Raw genomic sequence first — 17,293 nt, forward strand, 5'->3', positions numbered from 1 at the left:
TGTTTTTTTCTTCATTCATGACTAACTCCATGTTGTTTTTAAATAACTGTTCTCATTTAAATATTTTTTTAGAATTTGATATGTATTAGTATCTAAATTCTCTTTTAATTTATCTTTTATCTCTCTTGTATCATAGTCAATATCTTCTAATATATCAATAATTTTTTGAGTTTCAATAATTTGTTCAAGTAATACTTCATCATTTTGGAAAACTACATTTACTTCTGTTGGGTGAGAGAATAGGTTATGTTTCATTCCTAAAGTATCTTGATATGCACCTACATTAAAAAATCCTAAGAAATAGTCTTCTTTAGCTAAATCTACATCATGTAAATATAGTGGTCTTTGTGAATTAAAAGGTAACTCTCCATCACTATCACAAGTAATATCCCATAAACTTGCACTTCTTGTAGGTTTCTTATCTAAATGCGTTAAAGGCATGATAGGAAACTCTTGATTTATTCCCCAGTAATCAGGAAGTGATTGGAACATTGAGAAGTTTAATAAATATTTTTCTTGAATATTTTCATCAAGCTTTTTTAAATCTTCATAATCTTCAACTTCAAGTAAAGCAATAGCTTTTTTTATAATTTGATGAGTTAAAATTTCTGCATTTGATCTATCTTGTAAATCAATATAACCTAAATCAAATAGCGTTAATAATGATTCCATATGATCCATAGCATCATGCATATACTCATAAGCAGTTCTTTTTAACATATCTGAATATAAAGCATTTAATTCTTCAATTAAAGGTGGATTATTCTCTTTTAAATTTAAATGTTTTAAATCATACTCTGATGAGAATAGTTCTAAAACAGGTGTAATTAATACTGTTGAAGCAGCTGAAATAAATCTTCCTGATTCAGTAAAGATATTTGGTTGTGCAACATTTTTTTGTTTTGCAATATCTTTTAATGTAAAGATAACATCATTTGCAAACTCTCTTAAAGAATAGAACCTACTTCTTTCATATGCAGAGTATTCAACTGCTAAACCACCACCAATATTAATATTATTTAAATGTGTAGCACCTAAGTTTTTAAGTTCTGCATAAATATGCCCAGCTTCTCTTAATGCTTTTTTTAATGGCTTAATAGAGTTCATATCTGAACCAATATGGAAATGAATCATTGTAAGGTATTGTAATAAGTTGCACTCTTCTAACAACTCATAAGCTTCAATAATTTCAGTTGATGATAAACCAAACTTAGAATTGATACCACCACTTTTTGCCCATAAACCACTTCCTCCACTATGTAGCCTAACTCTTAATCCTACATTTGGACAAGGAAGATTTGTTTCATTTTGAACTTGGATAATTGTTTCAAGCTCATTTAAACCTTCAATAATTACAGTTATATTATGACCTTTGCTTCTTGCAATAAAAGCTAAATGAATCATCTCTTTATCTTTGAAACCATTTACTGTAATAGGTGAATTTGTATTATTATATGTCATTGCTATTACAAGTTCAGCTTTACTACCTGCTTCAAGTCCATAATTAAACTCTTCACCACTTTTTATTAGTGGATGAATAAAGTTAGGTAACTGGTTTACTTTTAATGGAAAAACAGCATTAAAGCTACCTTGATAATCATACTCTTTAATACTTTTATTAAATGTATTATAAAGTGTACTTATTTGCTTTTTTGTAATATGTGGAAATCTTAAAAGTAATGGCCCTTTAAAATCTTGCTCCCTGATTTGTTTTACAAGTGAGATTAACGACGGTTTGCATTTGTGATTAACTTTTGCTAAACCGTCTTCTACTACGAAGTTATTGTCACTCCATATATCAATTCCATAATTATTCAATATTAAAATTCCTCTTGTTTAATTGTATTTTCTTCTTGTGTTTCAATGTTTTTTACAAAAATTGTTTGATCATTTAATTCTTTTTCACCAATTAAAGCAACAACATTTGCGCCTTGTTTCTCTGCTAATTTAAAGTGTTTTCCAAAACCTCTTGGTGTATATTCAACAAAAGTCTTTGTTGTTTTTCTTTTTTTGATAGCAAGTTTTATTGCTGTATTTAAAGAAGCTTCATCTAAAGCTCCAATATAAACTACATCTTCTTTTTCTTCTTTCATCTTTACAAGCTCTAATAGTCTTTCAATTCCAATAGCAAATCCAACACCAGCTGTTGGTCTTCCACCTAAGAATTCAACTAGTCTATCATATCTTCCACCACCAGCTATTGCACTTTGAGCTCCAATCTCATCACTTACAAACTCAAAAGCAGTTTTTGAATAATAGTCTAGTCCTCTAACTAAATTTGTATCAATTTCGTATTCTACACCATTAAAGTCTAAAATCTCTTTTAATTTTTCAAAATCTGTATTACATGACTCACATAAGTTATGTGTAATCTTTGGAGCATTAACTAGTTTTTCTTGACAAGACTCAACTTTACAATCTAAAACTCTAATAGGATTAGTTTCTATTCTTTTTTGACAATCTTCACAAAGCTCATCTTTAAATGAGTTTAAGTGTTCAACTAAGTTCTCTTTGTATTGTGGCATACAGTTTTGATCACCAAGAGAGTTTAATTGAAGTTTGAAACCAATTCCAAAGAAGTCTAATATATCTTTTATCATCATTATAATATTAGCATCTTCAATTACAGAATCAACTCCAAAAACTTCACATCCAAATTGGTGGAATTCTCTTAATCTACCTTTTTGAGGTCTTTCATATCTAAACATTGGTCCATAGTAGTACCATCTTTGTACACCACCAGCTCTATCTAGTTTTTTCTCTACAAAGTGTCTTACAACACCAGCTGTTCCTTCTGGTCTCATACAAACATTGTTTTCACCTTTGTCAACAAAGTTGTACATCTCTTTATTTACAATATCTGAACTTTCACCAACTGATCTTTTAAATAATGCAGTCTCTTCAAGAATAGGTGTTTCAATATATGAAAATCCATAGTTTTTAGCAATAGCAGAAGCGTTATCAACAAAGTATGTAAATAGTTTACTTTCATCATTTACGATATCTTTCATTCCTCTTAAGCTTTGAATAGTTTGATTGGTTTGTTTATTTGCCATTTAAGAACTCCTCTATTTGTTTTTCAATTTCTTCTATACTTAAACTTGCATCAATAAATCTATGATTGATTCCAAGTTTTTTTATCGTTTCTTTCATTCTATTTTGAATATTTAATAAATAGTTTATTCCTCTAAGTTCAATAGAATCATTCTCTTTTTGGGATAATCTATGTTTTAACTCATGTGGTGTTAATTCAAGTAAAATTGCATGAGTTGGTAAAGTATTATTTGTTGATAGTAAATTTAACTCAATCATTTTGTCTAGTTCAAAAATTGAAGCATAAGCAATTCCTGAAATCATTGATCTATCTGAAATAACAACTTTATCTTTATTTTTTAAAACAACTTCTTGCATATGTTCAGCTCTATCAGCTAAAAATAAAAACATCTCTGCAATATTAGAATGAGCTTCACCATTTAATGCCATAGTTCTTAACTTTGAACCAATTGGTGTTCCACCTGGCTCTTTTGTAAAAACAGCGTTAGGGTATTTCTTTTGTAATAAAGCAAGTTGAGTTGACTTTCCTGCTGTATCAATTCCTTCTATTACTACATACATTCTAAAACTTCTTTAGGTACAAGGTGTTGGAATTTTCCATTAAATCTAATAATCTCTCTAACAATTGTAGAAGATACAAAGGCATTTTCTAGAGTTGGCATTAGATATAGTGTTTCAATTTTTTTATTGATAGAAGAGTTTGCATATCCCATTTGTAATTCATACTCAAAATCAGATACGGCTCTAAGACCTCTAATGATTGTATTAACTCCTTGTTGTGTTGCAAAATCAACTAACAAAGTATCAAAACCTTCAACTCTAACGTTTTTTATATGTGCTGTCGCAGCTTCAGTAAACTTAACTCTTTCTTCATGTGAGAACATAGGTTTTTTTCTTTCACTTTTTGCAACTGCAATAATTACTTCATCAAAAATATTAGAAGCTCTTCTAATAATATCTAAATGACCATTTGTAATAGGATCAAAAGTTCCACTATAAATAGCTTTTCTATATGTTGTATTATCTTGTGTTTCAGACATTTTACTATTCCCATCTTTTAAATAAATTGTGTTCTATTTTTAATAAATCAAACCATTTCCCAATTAAGAAGTTTTCCATATCTTCTAAACTTTTTTGTTCCGAATAATATCCTAAAACAGGGGGAGCAATAGTTACTCCTAATTTTGAGAGTTTCAACATATTCTCTAAAGCAATTGGATTAAAAGGCATTTCTCTTGGGCAGAGTATGATTTCTCTTCTTTCTTTTAGCATAACAGTAAAAGCTCTAGTGATTAAGGAATCTGATATTCCTACTGAGCATTTTGCCAAAGTATTCATAGAACAAGGCAGAATAATCATTTTATCTACTTGAAAAGAACCAGAAGCTATAGGTGCAGCTATATTTGAATCATCAAAAATAGTTACATTAGGTCTTTGCTCAAACTCTTTTCTTAAAGATAATCCTGTTTCTAATTTCAATGCTGTTTTTGCACTTTTTGAAACTACTAAAAACACTTGAATATTTTCAGGGATTTTTTTTATGAAATTTAATCCAAGGTTAGACCCACTAGCCCCAGATATAGCAACTGTAATTTTCAAATCAAACCTTTCTGCTGGTTTTAAAGTAAAAAAATAATATCAAAAAAAAGCTTTGAATTCAAACAAAGAAATTTAATAATAAAAAGTACTTGTTTATAATAATGTTTTAAGTAAAAATTAAGATACTATATAATAACATTTTGTATAAATTTTAAATGTATATAAGTAAACACTATGTTTTCATATTAATTTAAATAATATACTTAATGTAAAGGTTAAAATATGTCTAAGAATTTCACATACATCAGAATTAATAAAAATAATGAAAAGTATACACAGGCTCAAAAAGATAGTTTAGATACATACATAAATAAGAACAAAATAGATGTTCATAAATGTATTGAAATCGAAATAAATAGCTCAAGTGAAGAGAAAAATATTTTAGAACTTTTAAAAAGTTGTGAAAAAAACTCAACGATAATTGTTGCTGACTTAAATGTTTTTGGTAGAACTGTCGAAAATATCTTAGAAATAGTAAAATTCTTACTTTCTAATAAGATTAGAATTCTGATTGCTAATCAAAATTTAGATTTAGTAGATGATAAAGATATGTTAACTCAAATGATTTTAGGTGTGATTTCAATGACAGTTAATCTTGAAAAAGATTTAATGAGCCTTAGAACAAAAGAAGCTTTAACAGCTAAGAAGTTAAGTGGTGCAAGTCTTGGTAAACCAAAAGGTACTATTCAAAAATCTAAATTTGATAAACAAAGAGATAAAATTGAAGAGTTATTATCTGTTGGTCTTTCAGTTAGAAAAATAGCTAAATTACTAGGTTATAATAATCATATTGGATTAAATAACTATGTTAAAAAGAGAAAGATTAGAGAAAATTTGCCAAACACCCTTGATATTGCCAGCTAAAAAATAAATATCAAGGGTTTAAAGGGTTTACTTTTTAGTAAACCCTTTTTTTATAAAGATAAATTAAAAAACTACTAAAACTACTAAAAACCCCATAAAATAACTATTTCTAGATAAATAAAGATAATAAAAATAGGATATTAATATTTATACAAATAAAGTTTTAACTACATGTATTTTATAGTTTTTTATTTTAAATGTGTAAAATTTTAAAGGTATAAAAAATAATATATTTTGTATATTTGTGTATAATATTTATTTTTGAAAATATTTATATTTACTTTCATTTACTTTCTATTTAATTTTTATTTAAATAACTTATGTAAAATCTTGTTATAATAAATTAAAGGATTTAAAATGATTGATTCTCTATCTGCTTTGGGTTCGTATAATTATACTTCTTCTTCTAAAAGTTCTTCAGGTTCTTCATTATCTTTAGACCAGCAAGAAACTATTCAAGATGTATTATCTAACTATGATTCTGATAATCTTACAAGTAGTGATGCCCTTGAAATTGTAAGTGCATTTCAAGAAGCTAATATTCAACCTTCAAGAAGTTTTGAAAATGCACTTAGTAGTTTAGGTTTTGATGCAAAAGAAATTGGAGATTTAGCTGGTTTAGGTCCTAATGGTCCTCAAGGAGGAATGCCTCCACCGCCACCTCCACCAAAAGAGAGCGAAGATGAAATAAGTGATATTTTATCTGAACTTTTATATGGAGATGATGATGAAGAAAACAATAATTCTTCAAGTAGTACAAATGCATATAATAGTAATAGTACAAGCTTTGATAGTATTTTAGATTATACAAGTAGAATTTTGAGTTTAAATGATGATGCTAAAAGCCAAGTAATGGATTTATTTGAAAACTATAAACCAGAGAATACAGAGTTATCATCTTCTGATGTAAGTAGTATTATTAAAAACTCTTTACAAAATATTTTAAGTAATGAAGATAACTATAATTCAACATCGTTCTATGCTTAAAAATTAGGTTAAATATGATTAAGATTCTTATGATTGAAGATGATCCTGAGTTTTCTATCTTTTTAGGAGAGTTTCTTGAAAAGTACAATATGTATATTACCAATTATGAGGATCCATATTTAGGTCTTTCTTGTAATATAAATTTATTTGATATCTTAATTTTGGACCTTACTTTACCAGGTGTTGATGGCTTAGAAGTATGTAAACAAATATCTACCAATTACGATATTCCAATAATCATTTCAAGTGCAAGGTCTGATATAACTGATAAAGTTTTAGGCTTGCAATTGGGAGCTGACTACTACCTTCCTAAGCCTTATAATCCAAAAGAAATGTATGCTGTGATATTAAGTTTATTAAGACGAAAAGAAAAAAGCAAGTTAAATAAACAATCTTTTTCTTGTAATTACTTTAATTGGGATAAGAGTAAACAAAAGATAGTTTTTAAAAATAAAGAACTACTTTTAACACAAGCAGAATATGAAGTTTTAACAACCTTACTTAATCATAAAAACTCAATCGTTTCAAGGGAACAAATAGTTAACTCTTGTAGTAGTCTAAGTGATAGTTATAGTAAAAGTTTAGATGTAATTATTGGTAGATTAAGAAGTAAGCTAGAAGATGATTCAAAAAATAGTAAGTATATACACTCTATTAGAGGTCTTGGGTATAAGTTGTCACAATGATTTTTAAATCTATAAAAGCAAATATTTCTTTAGGTTTCTTTATTGCATTTATTCTTTTTCTTGCTGCATTTTTACCTTTTTTGAAATTCCAAGAAGACGCTATTTCTAAAGATACTCAACAAAAATATGAAACAATATCAAATTATATACATTTTTATAGATTAGAGCCTATGGAGCTTCAAGAGTATATGAGCTCTTTAGGTTTTGCAAAAGTATTTAATGTAAGAGAAATCTTAGATAGTAAAAAACTATCATTCTCAACTGCTGGTTATGAAAGTTTTAAATATGAAGGAAAACTCTATTTTCATTTAAGAACACCTCATTTTAGAATGCTTTTTGAAGATTTAAATAAATATGAAAAAAACTATTATCCTTACATAGTTTTTTTTGTGGTTTTGGTCTTATTGCTTTTTATTTACCTTTGGATTTTAAGAGCTTTAAAACCTTTATCTCATTTAAAAAATGAAATAAATAAATTTGCAAATGGTGAACCTCAAATATCATGTAAAATAGACGGACATGATGAAATAGCGCAAGTTGCAAATGAGTTTGATAAAACTGCAAAAAAAGTTTCATTACTTTTAAAATCAAGACAACTTTTTCTAAGAACAATCATGCATGAATTAAAAACACCTATAGCAAAAGGTAGAATTGTAAGTGAGTTAATTGATGATGAAAAACAAAAAAATAGGATAGTAAAAGTTTTTGAGAATTTAGATTCTTTAATCAATGATTTTTCTAGAATAGAAAAAATTGTTTCAAAAAACTATAACCTAAATCTTAGCTCTTATAAAACAAGTGAAATTATAAATAAGTCATATACGTTTTTAATGATAGATAAAAATGATAATAGAATAAATATAAAATCTCAAGTTGATAAAACAGTAAAAGTTGATTTAGAATTAATGGCAATGGTATTTAAAAATTTAATAGACAATGCTTTGAAGTATTCTAGTGATAATAAAATAGAGATTGAAGTTTTAGAAAAATCTATTTTATTTAAATCTTTAGGAAATAAATTAGAACAAAATTTGGAAGAGTATTTTAAGCCTTTTCATACAAATACAGAAAATAAAAATCATGGAATGGGTTTAGGATTATATATCATAAAAACAATTTTAGATTTACATAAATTACACTTTTCTCACAAGTTTGAGAATAATAAAAATGTTTTTGAGATAACTTTCAATTAAATTTAAACTATCTTTCATAGTTACTTCATTGAACTTATTGTAGAATAATTGCTATTTATTAATATGGAGATAATATGAAAGTTTTATTAATTAAAGATGTAAAAGGTTTAGGAAAAACTGGAGAAGTAAAAGAAGTTAAAGATGGTTACGGTAAAAACTTTTTAATTGGAAAAGGTTTTGCAAAACAAGCTACTCCTGAAGTTCTAAACAGATACAAAGCAGAACAAAGAAAAAAAGCTGAAATTGAAGCACAAGAGATTAAAGAAGCAAATGAACTAGCTGAAAAATTAAACTCTACAAAATTAACTATTAAACATAAAATTGGTGCTAATGGTCATTTAATTGGTTCTGTAACAAATAAAGAGATTAGTGAAGCTTTAAAAGCAGAGTTTGATATAGAAATTGATAAGAAAAATATCTCATTAGCAACTAAAATTAAAGCTGCAGGAATTTTCGAAGCAGATTGTAAATTAGGTCATGGAATTCACGCAACTTTAAAAGTAGATGTAATTGGAGTTGAATAGATGTTTGACGCTACTACGATACTTGCATACAAAGGGAAAAACAAAGCTGTAATTGGTGGAGATGGTCAAGTTACATTTGGTAATGCTGTTTTAAAAGGTAATGCTACTAAAATTAGAAGACTATATAAAGACCAAATATTAGCTGGTTTTGCAGGAAGTACTGCAGATGCTTTTAATCTTTTTGATATGTTTGAAGCTCATTTAGAAAATAATAAGGGTGATTTATTAAAAGCTGTTATTGGATTTTCTAAAGAGTGGAGAAAAGACAAAGTTTTAAGAAGACTTGAAGCAATGATGATTGTTTTAAATAAAGAGCATATTTTTATACTTTCAGGAAATGGTGATGTAGTTGAGCCTGAAGATGGAGCTATTGCTTCAATTGGTTCAGGTGGAAACTTTGCTATTTCAGCTGCAAGAGCACTTGCAAAACATGCAGATATGGATGAAGAGGATTTAGTAAGAGAATCTTTAATGATTGCAGGTGAACTTTGTATTTACACAAACCAAAATATTAAATTATTAAAAATAGAGGATTAATAGAGTATGGATTTAACACCAAAGCAGATTGTTGCATATTTAGATGATTATGTAATTGGTCAAAATGATGCTAAAAAAACTATTGCTTTAGCTTTAAGAAATAGATATAGAAGAATGAGGGTTGAACCAACACTTCAAGAAGAGATTATGCCTAAAAATATTCTTATGATAGGAAGTACGGGTGTAGGTAAAACTGAAATTGCTAGAAGACTTGCAAAGATGATGGGTTTACCATTTGTTAAAGTTGAAGCTTCTAAATATACTGAGGTTGGTTTTGTAGGAAGAGATGTTGAATCAATGGTAAGAGATTTAGTTTATGAATCAATTAATATCGTTACAAAAGATTTTGAAGAAAAAATCAAAGATAAAATTGAAGATGAAGTAAATAAAAAAATCATTGAAAAATTAGTTCCACCACTTCCAGATACTGCAACTGAAAGTGCAAAAGAATCATTTATTAAAACATATAACCTTATGGAGTCTAAACTTTTAAAAGGTGAACTTGATGATAAGAAAATAGAGATTGAAGTTCCTAAAAAAACTCATGTAGAAATTATTGATTCTAGTATGCCTATGGATATGAGCTCAATGCAAGAAAGCTTAAACAAAATGTTAGGTGGACTAAATAAAGAGAAAATCAAAAAAGAAGTTACAATTAAAGATGCTAAAATTCTTTTAAAAGATGAAGCAAGTGAATCACTTCTTGATCAAGAAGCTATTAAGATTGAAGCAATTAAAAGAGCTGAATCTGGAGGAATTATTTTCTTAGATGAGATTGATAAAATTGCATCTGGTAAGACTAATCAAAATCAAGACCCATCAAAAGAGGGTGTTCAAAGAGATTTATTACCAATTGTAGAAGGAAGTAGTGTACAAACTAAATTTGGTCAAATTAAAACTGATCATATTTTATTTATTGCTGCTGGTGCATTCCATGTATCTAAACCATCTGATTTATTACCAGAGTTACAAGGAAGATTTCCTTTAAGAGTTGAATTAGAATCATTAGATGAAGAAGCACTTTACAAAATTCTTACAAATACTAAAAACTCTCTTCTTAGACAATATAAAGCTTTATTAGAAGTTGAAGGCGTAGAGTTAGATTTCGATGATGATGCTATTAGAGCTTTTGCTAAGTATTCTGAAACAGCTAATGAAAAGACAGAAGACATTGGTGCAAGAAGACTTCATACTGTAATTGAAAAAGTAATTGAAGATATCTCTTTTGATGCAGATGAAAAGAAAGGCGAAAAAGTAATTGTAACAAAAGAACTTGTAGAAACAAAGCTTGATAAAATCGTTGATGATGAGGATATTGCAAGATATATTCTTTAATATTAAAAAAATTAATAATTTTTTAGTTAGAATAAAGAATAATTGATTTTTTCGGGGAGAAATAATATGAAAATAGTTACATTTTGTGAATTAGATGAGTCTTTATTTGGTGCAGAGCATACAGTTGAACACTTTCACAGTGGTTCATCTGGAGAAGCTGATGTTGTTGTATTAGATATTAATTCTATTTTTGAGTTTGAAGAAAATAAAGCTAAAGTATGTGCTAAGAAGTATGTATCAATTGCTGTTGTTGAAGATGATAGTGATTATGATGCCTTTAAAAACTTTGGTATTGATGCTTGGATTAAAGCTGATGATATTTCTCAAATTAAAAATTTAATTAACTTAGTGCAAAAGAGATTTTTATCGTAAAAAGGATTCGAAATTATACTTGATACACACTGTCACTTAGACAATGAAAAGTTTTATGAAGATGTTCATGAAGTAATAGAAAATGCACTTTCTCATGGAGTTAAAGGTTTTTTAATTCCTGGTGCAGATTTTAAAGATTTACCACAAGCAATAAAACTTGCTGAGCAATACGATGAAGTATTCTTTTCTGTAGGAATTCATCCTTATGATATGGATCAATATGATGAAAAAGTATTAGAAGAATATATAAATCATCCTAAATGTATTGCAGTTGGAGAGTGTGGTCTAGACTATTTTAGACTCCCTGAAGGCGAAGAAGAAAGAATAGCTTACAAGAAAAAACAAAAAGAGGTTTTTATTTCGCAAGTAAAATTTGCAGTTAAAGTTAAAAAACCTCTTATTGTTCATATAAGAGAAGCTTCAAATGATTCAAGGCAGATTTTAGAAGAGTATAATGCAAAAGAAGTAGGTGGAGTATTACATTGTTATAACGCAAGTGAACATCTTCTTCCTTTAGCAAATGATGGTTTCTATTTTGGAATTGGCGGTGTTTTAACTTTTAAAAATGCGAAGAAATTAGTAGAAGTTCTTCCTAAAATTCCAAAAAGTAAATTACTAATAGAAACTGATGCTCCATATTTAACTCCTCATCCTCACAGAGGAAAAAGAAATGAACCATACTATACTGTATTCGTTGCAGATAAAATGGCAGAACTTTTAGATATTTCAAGAGATGAAATAGAAGAGCTTACAACTACCAATGCAAAAAAATTATTTAAAGAGTTTTCTAGTATATCTTAGATATAATATTTACTATTTGAACAATAGTAAACTCTTTAAATAAGATAGTCATATATCTTAAACAAACTTCAATAGAATTTTTTATAAAGAGTCTTAATAAAATATAGGAGAAGACTTGAGTTTTCTTAATAAAACAATAAAGTATGGATTAAATAGTAGTATTGTAATTGGTGCAATGATTTTAACAGGTTGTTCTTCAAAACAAAGCTCTTATTCTGGTGGAACATATACTCCAGCTGATATTAGTGGTGTTTATAAAGAAACAACTAACACTAAGATTAGAAATTCAAAAGCTATGCATAGAGCAACACTTAAACCATATTCAGTTTTTGGAGTAAGGTACTACCCAAAGGTTGAAAAAGTAGGTGAAGAGTTAAGGGGTATTGCTTCTTGGTATGGACCAAAATTTCATGCTAAAAAAACATCTAATGGCGAAATTTACAATATGTATGCAATGACAGCAGCTCATAAAACTTTACCAATGAATACTATGGTTAGAGTTGATAACTTAGAAAATGGTAAGAGTGCAATTGTAAGAATTAACGATAGAGGGCCTTTTGTAGCAGGAAGAATTATTGATTTATCAAATAAAGCGGCACATGCAATTGATATGGTTAGAAAAGGTACTGCACAAGTAAGAGTTACTGTTTTAGGTTACAACGGTGAAATTGAAAATTATGATGCTCCTGTAGCTGAACCTGTATTTACAAATGTAGCTAAGAAAGAAGAAACAAATATTGGAACACCAGTTATTCAGCCAAAACCTGCTGTAGAAAAACTTGAGCCAATGAAGATTGAAGAGAAAACTATTGTTAGCGGTGGACAATATAATATTCAAGTTGGAGCGTTTGGAAGATTAGAAGGTGCTATGCAAACAAAAGCTAAATACGAAGCATTAACTAATGGAAACTATAATGTAAAAGTAGAAAAAGTTCTTTCTGGTGATAGATATTTACATAAGGTTTATATCACTGGATTTGACTCATATAATCATGCTCAATTATTTAAAGATTCAAACAGTATAAACGGTATGATTTTAGAAAAGTAAGGTTAAGAAAATGGTAGAGATTAATAGAAAAACAAGAGAAACAGATATTAAATGTAAATTAGAAGTAAATGGTGAAGGAAAATCTGTTATTAAAACAGGTGTTGGTTTTTTTGATCATATGTTAGAAGCTTTATCAAAACATAGTGGAATGAACTTAGAGCTTTCTTGTGATGGAGATTTACATGTAGATGCTCACCATACAGTTGAAGATTGTGGGATTGTGATAGGTCAGGCATTAAAGAAAGAGATTTTTCCTATTGAAGCTGTTGAAAGATATGGAAATGCAACAGTTGTTATGGATGAAGCAGCAGTTACATGTGCTTTAGATTTATCAAATAGACCTTATTTAGTTTATGAAGTAAATGTAGATGGAAAAGTAGGTGAGTTTGATGTTGAGTTAGCTGAAGAGTTTTTCCATGCTATTTCAAAAAATGCAGGTTTAACTGTACATATTATAGAAGATAGAGGAAGAAACAAACACCATATTCTAGAAGCAGCCTTTAAAGCTTTTGCAGTTGCCCTAAGACGTGCTTTAGTTAAAAATGAAAGACTAGGGGTACCTAGTACAAAAGGTGTTTTATGATTGAGTTAATTGTTTTAGATGTTGATGGTACTTTAACTGATGGAAAGATTACTTACACAAATAATGGAGATGAGTTAAAATCTTTTGATGTTGCTGATGGTTTAGCTATTGCAACTTGGACAAAAAAACTTGGGAAAAAAGCTGCAATTATTACAGGTAGAACTTCTTTATTAGTTGAAAGAAGAGCTAAAGATTTACAAATCACACATCTTCATCAAAAAGTTCATAACAAAGATGAAGTATTAGAGGGTATTTTAAAAGAAGAGAACTTAACTTGGGATCAAGTAGCAGCAATTGGTGATGATTTAAATGACTATAAAATGCTTAAAAAAGCAGGTTTCTCTGCAACACCTGCAAATGGGACACACTATTTAAAGAGTTTTGTTGATTTTGTTTGTGAAAACAAAGGTGGTGAAGGTGCTGTAAGAGAGATGCTTGAATATATCATCAAGCAAGATGGATTAGAAGAGGAATATTTAGCTGCATGGGTGTAAAAATATTTGTAAACTCTTTACTTCTATTAGCCTTGGGGGTTTATTTTATTCCTGTTGAGAATAAAAAAAGTAAAGAGGATATAAAAGATATTCCTTTAGTTGTGTTTGAAGAACCTAAAATGTATACTCTTTCTCAAGAGACACTAAGTAGGGTAGTAAATGCAAAACATGCTATAAAATATCAAAACAGAGATGAAATGTTTAATGCAGATATTATCATCAAAAATGAAAAGCCTCAAAAAGGTTTTTTAGTAGAAAAAGTAAAATCAGATTTAATAATAAATCATGGAGATATTTTAACATTTAAAGGTAATGTTAACTATCAAAGGGATTATTTTATAAATCTTGATACAAGTAAATTATATTACAACACAAAAGATAAAATAGCTTACAATGATGTGGCTTATGAAGGAAACTATTACAAAAGTACTGTAAAGGGAACTGATTTATATTTGGATTTAATGAATAGCTCAATGAAATCTAAAGATGTACATTTTGAAATAGATATGAAAAATTAAAGTAAAGGTTTATGATGAAATATTTAGCTGGTTTATTAGTTTGTTCAACTCTACTTTTTGGTCAAACACAAAAACTTGTTATAGATGCACAAAAATTTGAGGCAAGTGATTCTAAAGGAATTTCTACATTTACAGGTGATGTAAAAATTCAAATGGGAAAAGATAGATTAGAAGCGAATAAAGTAGAAATATATTTTGAGTCAAAAAAAGGAACTAACACAAAAACTCCTTCAAAATATATTGCAACTGGAAATGTAAATTTCGAGTTAGTAACTTCAAAAAAACACTATCTTGGAAAAGGAAATAAGATAATCTATTCTCCTTCAAAACAAGAGTATACAGTTCTTGGAAATGGATTTTTACAAGAAAAAAATGATGATAGAAAAATTTATGGAGATAAAATCTATGTAAATCAACTATCAGGAGAAGCAAAAGTAAGTGGAACTGAAGATAAGCCTGTAAGATTCATCATAAATATAGAACAAGGCGGGGAAAATAAATAATGAAAATAGTTGAAGCAAAATTCATGGAGTCTGCACAAAGTATCGCTGATTCTCCAAGTCCTGATATGGCAGAAGTTGCCTTTTTAGGAAGAAGTAATGTTGGAAAATCATCTTTATTAAATACTTTGACGAATAGAAAAGGTTTAGCAAAATCTTCATCAACTCCAGGAAAGACACAGTTGATTAACTATTTTGCTATTAAGTTTAAAACAGAGAGTGAAGAGATACCTTATTTATATGCAAGATTTGTGGATTTACCAGGTTTTGGATATGCAAGAGTATCAAAAAGTTTAAAAGCTGCATGGAACAAAAATCTTACAGGATATTTAGAAGAGAGACCAAACTTGCAGGTATTTGTACATCTAATAGATGCAAGGCATCCAGAGTTAGAGATTGATAAAAATGTTGATGAGTTTTTAAAAGCTCATAAGAGAGGTGATCAAATCATCATTAATGCTTTCACAAAGATTGATAAATTAAAGCAAAATGATTTACAAAAACTAAAAAGAGCATATCCTGATGGAATATTTGTATCTAACTTAAAGAAAAGAGGTATGATGGACCTCCAAAATGCAATAACGGAACACTTATTTGGAAATCAAATTTTTTAAACCTGATGTAACTCACATAGCAACTATGCAAGAGTTAGTAAAAGAAGAGGTTGATAAAGGAAATATTCTTTTACGAACAGAAGATGAAATGGCTAATTCAATTAGATCATATACAGTAGTTGAAGTAGATGGTGTGATGGCTGGATTTACAGCTTTACATATACACTCTGCAAGACTTGCTGAAGTTAGAAGTTTAGTTGTATCAAAAAATTTTAGAGGATTAAAACTTGGGCAAAAGCTTGTTCAAGCTTGTATTGAAGAGGGAAGAAAATATAAATTAGAACAGATTTTATCTCTTACTTATGAGCAAGGTTTTTTTGAAAGTGTAGGTTTTAGAAGAATCGAAAAAGAAGATATCCCTGAACACAAGATTTGGGCAGATTGTATAAGATGTAAGCATTTCCCTGTTTGTGATGAAATAGCAATGGTATTTGACTTATAAAATGAATCTGCAAATACAGAGTATACAAAATAAATTAAAACCTTTACAAGAAGAGTTGAAAAATCATAAACTTTATGAGAGTATCAACTCTTTAGAGTCTTTACAAACTTTTATGCAAAGTCATGTTTTTGCAGTTTGGGACTTTATGTCGATTGTAAAAACTTTACAGTTAGAACTTACATCTATAACTTATCCATGGATTCCAAATAAAAAAACAGTAGTTTCAAGAAGGTTGATAAATGATATTGTTTTATCTGAAGAAACAGATTATGATGAAAACGGTATTGTAAAAAGTCATTTTGAATTTTATATAGAGTGTATGAAACAAACACAAGCTTCTACTAATGATATAGAAACACTTATTTCTAAACTTGAAAATCAAGAAAATATTTTTGAGATTATAAATAGTTTAGAGTTGTCAAATGAACTAAAAGAGTTTTTGATTTTTACTTTTGAAACTATAGAATCAAAAAGAATACATAATATCGCAGCACTTCTAACTTTTGGAAGGGAAAATCTAATCCCTGATATGTTTATCACTTTTGTTGATGACTTTGATTGCAAAGACAAAGAAAAAGTAAGTAAGTTTGAGTACTACTTAAATAGACATATTGATATAGATGGACACGAACATGGACCTATGTCTCTTACTATGATGAATGAACTGTGTGGAGTAGATGAAAATAAATGGGAAGAGGCAGAGCAAACTTCTATCAAGGCTTTAGAGCTTAGAATAAAGCTTTGGGATAGTATTGTAAATAAAATACAATAAATATTATGATAGTCTAAGACTATTCACACCTTTTAGGTGTGACAAGCTTTAATTTTTTAGTTTTAATCTTAGATATACTTTATATTTTAACTTATCAAGTTTGATTGATAACTCTTCAATATCTTTTGCTTCAAGTTTAACTAACATCTTTTTAAAGTCTCTGATTTTTTCATCAGTAATATCAACTATTAGTAAATCCTTACTTGAAAAAGAACTACTATTAACAACATCAATCATCTCTTGAATACTCTCTTTAGTAACCTTTTTGTAAAGCCTTCCATTTCTATGGTAAACCTTATCAAAATAACCTTGTTCTTCAAAACTCATGAATCTTACCTTTCTACTTTTTATTTGAGTATAGATTATAGTA

Annotated in this window: 23 protein-coding genes; 17 read left to right on the forward strand and 6 right to left on the reverse strand. The window is 28.3% G+C overall.

Annotated elements, in window-relative coordinates; translation table 11 throughout:
* Nucleotides 1–21: 21 nt before the first annotated feature.
* Genes speA through ACH5BF_RS00875 form a run of 5 tightly spaced genes read right to left on the reverse strand, consistent with a single transcriptional unit; the run spans nucleotide 22 to nucleotide 4,653 of the window.
* A complete protein-coding gene (speA, locus tag ACH5BF_RS00855) occupies nucleotides 22–1,821 on the reverse strand; it encodes a biosynthetic arginine decarboxylase (protein ID WP_423272442.1) in 1,800 nt (599 codons plus the stop codon).
* Nucleotides 1,821–3,056 carry a histidine--tRNA ligase gene (gene hisS, locus ACH5BF_RS00860; protein WP_423272083.1) on the reverse strand — a complete coding sequence of 412 codons (1,236 nt, stop codon included), beginning with the start codon at nucleotides 3,054–3,056 and terminating at the stop codon, nucleotides 1,821–1,823. The genes speA and hisS overlap by 1 nt, the downstream gene beginning before the upstream one ends.
* Entirely contained in the window at nucleotides 3,046–3,615 is a 570-nt protein-coding gene (gene tmk, locus ACH5BF_RS00865; protein WP_423272085.1) for a dTMP kinase, read from the reverse strand. Before tmk ends, hisS begins: the two co-directional genes overlap by 11 nt.
* Nucleotides 3,606–4,094: a pantetheine-phosphate adenylyltransferase gene (coaD, locus tag ACH5BF_RS00870; protein WP_423272086.1), complete on the reverse strand. Its 489-nt coding sequence runs from the start codon at nucleotides 4,092–4,094 to the stop codon at nucleotides 3,606–3,608. Before coaD ends, tmk begins: the two co-directional genes overlap by 10 nt.
* Nucleotides 4,095–4,098: 4 nt before the next feature.
* Nucleotides 4,099–4,653 carry a UbiX family flavin prenyltransferase gene (locus ACH5BF_RS00875; protein ID WP_423272087.1) on the reverse strand — a complete coding sequence of 185 codons (555 nt, stop codon included), beginning with the start codon at nucleotides 4,651–4,653 and terminating at the stop codon, nucleotides 4,099–4,101.
* 222 nt (nucleotides 4,654–4,875) lie between these two features.
* Between ACH5BF_RS00875 and ACH5BF_RS00880 the strand changes: the two genes are divergently transcribed.
* The 17 genes from ACH5BF_RS00880 to ACH5BF_RS00960 all read left to right on the forward strand — a co-directional run bounded on the left by ACH5BF_RS00880 (nucleotide 4,876) and on the right by ACH5BF_RS00960 (nucleotide 16,923).
* The gene (locus tag ACH5BF_RS00880; protein ID WP_423272088.1) at nucleotides 4,876–5,517 is read left to right on the forward strand and encodes a recombinase family protein; all 642 of its coding nucleotides are present in this window, start codon (nucleotides 4,876–4,878) and stop codon (nucleotides 5,515–5,517) included.
* A gap of 357 nt (nucleotides 5,518–5,874) precedes the next feature.
* Nucleotides 5,875–6,504, forward strand: a complete 630-nt coding sequence (locus ACH5BF_RS00885) for a hypothetical protein (RefSeq protein ID WP_423272089.1) — start codon at nucleotides 5,875–5,877, stop codon at nucleotides 6,502–6,504.
* 14 nt (nucleotides 6,505–6,518) lie between these two features.
* On the forward strand, nucleotides 6,519–7,190 hold the full coding sequence (locus ACH5BF_RS00890) for a response regulator transcription factor (RefSeq protein ID WP_423272090.1): 672 nt from the start codon (nucleotides 6,519–6,521) through the stop codon (nucleotides 7,188–7,190).
* The gene (locus ACH5BF_RS00895; protein ID WP_423272091.1) at nucleotides 7,187–8,383 is read left to right on the forward strand and encodes an ArsS family sensor histidine kinase; all 1,197 of its coding nucleotides are present in this window, start codon (nucleotides 7,187–7,189) and stop codon (nucleotides 8,381–8,383) included. The genes ACH5BF_RS00890 and ACH5BF_RS00895 overlap by 4 nt, the downstream gene beginning before the upstream one ends.
* A gap of 74 nt (nucleotides 8,384–8,457) precedes the next feature.
* Nucleotides 8,458–8,907 (forward strand): 50S ribosomal protein L9, encoded by a 450-nt coding sequence (gene rplI, locus ACH5BF_RS00900; protein WP_423272092.1) that lies wholly within the window; start codon nucleotides 8,458–8,460, stop codon nucleotides 8,905–8,907.
* Nucleotides 8,908–9,444 carry an ATP-dependent protease subunit HslV gene (hslV, locus tag ACH5BF_RS00905; RefSeq protein WP_423272093.1) on the forward strand — a complete coding sequence of 179 codons (537 nt, stop codon included), beginning with the start codon at nucleotides 8,908–8,910 and terminating at the stop codon, nucleotides 9,442–9,444.
* A 6-nt stretch (nucleotides 9,445–9,450) separates the two neighbouring features.
* Nucleotides 9,451–10,779, forward strand: coding sequence for an ATP-dependent protease ATPase subunit HslU (gene hslU / locus ACH5BF_RS00910; RefSeq protein ID WP_423272094.1), 1,329 nt, complete (start codon nucleotides 9,451–9,453; stop codon nucleotides 10,777–10,779).
* Between the two features lie 66 nt (nucleotides 10,780–10,845).
* Nucleotides 10,846–11,151 (forward strand): hypothetical protein, encoded by a 306-nt coding sequence (locus ACH5BF_RS00915; RefSeq protein ID WP_423272095.1) that lies wholly within the window; start codon nucleotides 10,846–10,848, stop codon nucleotides 11,149–11,151.
* A gap of 12 nt (nucleotides 11,152–11,163) precedes the next feature.
* The gene (locus tag ACH5BF_RS00920) at nucleotides 11,164–11,952 is read left to right on the forward strand and encodes a TatD family hydrolase (RefSeq protein ID WP_423272443.1); all 789 of its coding nucleotides are present in this window, start codon (nucleotides 11,164–11,166) and stop codon (nucleotides 11,950–11,952) included.
* Between the two features lie 115 nt (nucleotides 11,953–12,067).
* A complete protein-coding gene (locus ACH5BF_RS00925) occupies nucleotides 12,068–13,000 on the forward strand; it encodes a septal ring lytic transglycosylase RlpA family protein (protein ID WP_423272097.1) in 933 nt (310 codons plus the stop codon).
* Nucleotides 13,001–13,010: 10 nt separating this feature from the next.
* Nucleotides 13,011–13,583 carry an imidazoleglycerol-phosphate dehydratase HisB gene (hisB, locus tag ACH5BF_RS00930; RefSeq protein ID WP_423272098.1) on the forward strand — a complete coding sequence of 191 codons (573 nt, stop codon included), beginning with the start codon at nucleotides 13,011–13,013 and terminating at the stop codon, nucleotides 13,581–13,583.
* Nucleotides 13,580–14,077 (forward strand): KdsC family phosphatase, encoded by a 498-nt coding sequence (locus ACH5BF_RS00935; protein WP_423272099.1) that lies wholly within the window; start codon nucleotides 13,580–13,582, stop codon nucleotides 14,075–14,077. Before hisB ends, ACH5BF_RS00935 begins: the two co-directional genes overlap by 4 nt.
* The gene (lptC, locus tag ACH5BF_RS00940; RefSeq protein WP_423272100.1) at nucleotides 14,068–14,595 is read left to right on the forward strand and encodes an LPS export ABC transporter periplasmic protein LptC; all 528 of its coding nucleotides are present in this window, start codon (nucleotides 14,068–14,070) and stop codon (nucleotides 14,593–14,595) included. The genes ACH5BF_RS00935 and lptC overlap by 10 nt, the downstream gene beginning before the upstream one ends.
* 14 nt (nucleotides 14,596–14,609) lie before the next feature.
* Nucleotides 14,610–15,098, forward strand: a complete 489-nt coding sequence (gene lptA / locus ACH5BF_RS00945) for a lipopolysaccharide transport periplasmic protein LptA (RefSeq protein WP_423272101.1) — start codon at nucleotides 14,610–14,612, stop codon at nucleotides 15,096–15,098.
* The gene (yihA, locus tag ACH5BF_RS00950; RefSeq protein ID WP_423272102.1) at nucleotides 15,098–15,709 is read left to right on the forward strand and encodes a ribosome biogenesis GTP-binding protein YihA/YsxC; all 612 of its coding nucleotides are present in this window, start codon (nucleotides 15,098–15,100) and stop codon (nucleotides 15,707–15,709) included. The genes lptA and yihA overlap by 1 nt, the downstream gene beginning before the upstream one ends.
* Entirely contained in the window at nucleotides 15,690–16,151 is a 462-nt protein-coding gene (locus tag ACH5BF_RS00955; RefSeq protein ID WP_423272104.1) for an N-acetyltransferase, read from the forward strand. The genes yihA and ACH5BF_RS00955 overlap by 20 nt, the downstream gene beginning before the upstream one ends.
* A 1-nt stretch (nucleotide 16,152) precedes the next feature.
* Nucleotides 16,153–16,923 (forward strand): DUF3050 domain-containing protein, encoded by a 771-nt coding sequence (locus ACH5BF_RS00960; RefSeq protein ID WP_423272106.1) that lies wholly within the window; start codon nucleotides 16,153–16,155, stop codon nucleotides 16,921–16,923.
* 48 nt (nucleotides 16,924–16,971) lie between these two features.
* Here the strand turns inward: ACH5BF_RS00960 and ACH5BF_RS00965 are convergent, their stop codons facing one another.
* The gene (locus ACH5BF_RS00965) at nucleotides 16,972–17,250 is read right to left on the reverse strand and encodes a hypothetical protein (RefSeq protein ID WP_423272107.1); all 279 of its coding nucleotides are present in this window, start codon (nucleotides 17,248–17,250) and stop codon (nucleotides 16,972–16,974) included.
* Nucleotides 17,251–17,293 lie beyond the last annotated feature (43 nt).

Source organism: Arcobacter pernae (assembly GCF_049472135.1).
GTDB lineage: Bacteria > Campylobacterota > Campylobacteria > Campylobacterales > Arcobacteraceae > Arcobacter_B.

Coding starts and splice junctions, on each gene's coding strand:
- hisS (WP_423272083.1), bottom strand. CDS start 3,056: ATGGCAAATAAACAAACCAATCAAACTATTCAAAGCTTAAGAGGAATG.
- tmk (WP_423272085.1), bottom strand. CDS start 3,615: ATGTATGTAGTAATAGAAGGAATTGATACAGCAGGAAAGTCAACTCAA.
- coaD (WP_423272086.1), bottom strand. CDS start 4,094: ATGTCTGAAACACAAGATAATACAACATATAGAAAAGCTATTTATAGT.
- ACH5BF_RS00880 (WP_423272088.1), top strand. CDS start 4,876: ATGTCTAAGAATTTCACATACATCAGAATTAATAAAAATAATGAAAAG.
- ACH5BF_RS00885 (WP_423272089.1), top strand. CDS start 5,875: ATGATTGATTCTCTATCTGCTTTGGGTTCGTATAATTATACTTCTTCT.
- ACH5BF_RS00890 (WP_423272090.1), top strand. CDS start 6,519: ATGATTAAGATTCTTATGATTGAAGATGATCCTGAGTTTTCTATCTTT.
- ACH5BF_RS00895 (WP_423272091.1), top strand. CDS start 7,187: ATGATTTTTAAATCTATAAAAGCAAATATTTCTTTAGGTTTCTTTATT.
- rplI (WP_423272092.1), top strand. CDS start 8,458: ATGAAAGTTTTATTAATTAAAGATGTAAAAGGTTTAGGAAAAACTGGA.
- hslV (WP_423272093.1), top strand. CDS start 8,908: ATGTTTGACGCTACTACGATACTTGCATACAAAGGGAAAAACAAAGCT.
- hslU (WP_423272094.1), top strand. CDS start 9,451: ATGGATTTAACACCAAAGCAGATTGTTGCATATTTAGATGATTATGTA.
- ACH5BF_RS00915 (WP_423272095.1), top strand. CDS start 10,846: ATGAAAATAGTTACATTTTGTGAATTAGATGAGTCTTTATTTGGTGCA.
- hisB (WP_423272098.1), top strand. CDS start 13,011: ATGGTAGAGATTAATAGAAAAACAAGAGAAACAGATATTAAATGTAAA.
- ACH5BF_RS00935 (WP_423272099.1), top strand. CDS start 13,580: ATGATTGAGTTAATTGTTTTAGATGTTGATGGTACTTTAACTGATGGA.
- lptC (WP_423272100.1), top strand. CDS start 14,068: ATGGGTGTAAAAATATTTGTAAACTCTTTACTTCTATTAGCCTTGGGG.
- lptA (WP_423272101.1), top strand. CDS start 14,610: ATGAAATATTTAGCTGGTTTATTAGTTTGTTCAACTCTACTTTTTGGT.
- yihA (WP_423272102.1), top strand. CDS start 15,098: ATGAAAATAGTTGAAGCAAAATTCATGGAGTCTGCACAAAGTATCGCT.
- ACH5BF_RS00960 (WP_423272106.1), top strand. CDS start 16,153: ATGAATCTGCAAATACAGAGTATACAAAATAAATTAAAACCTTTACAA.
- ACH5BF_RS00965 (WP_423272107.1), bottom strand. CDS start 17,250: ATGAGTTTTGAAGAACAAGGTTATTTTGATAAGGTTTACCATAGAAAT.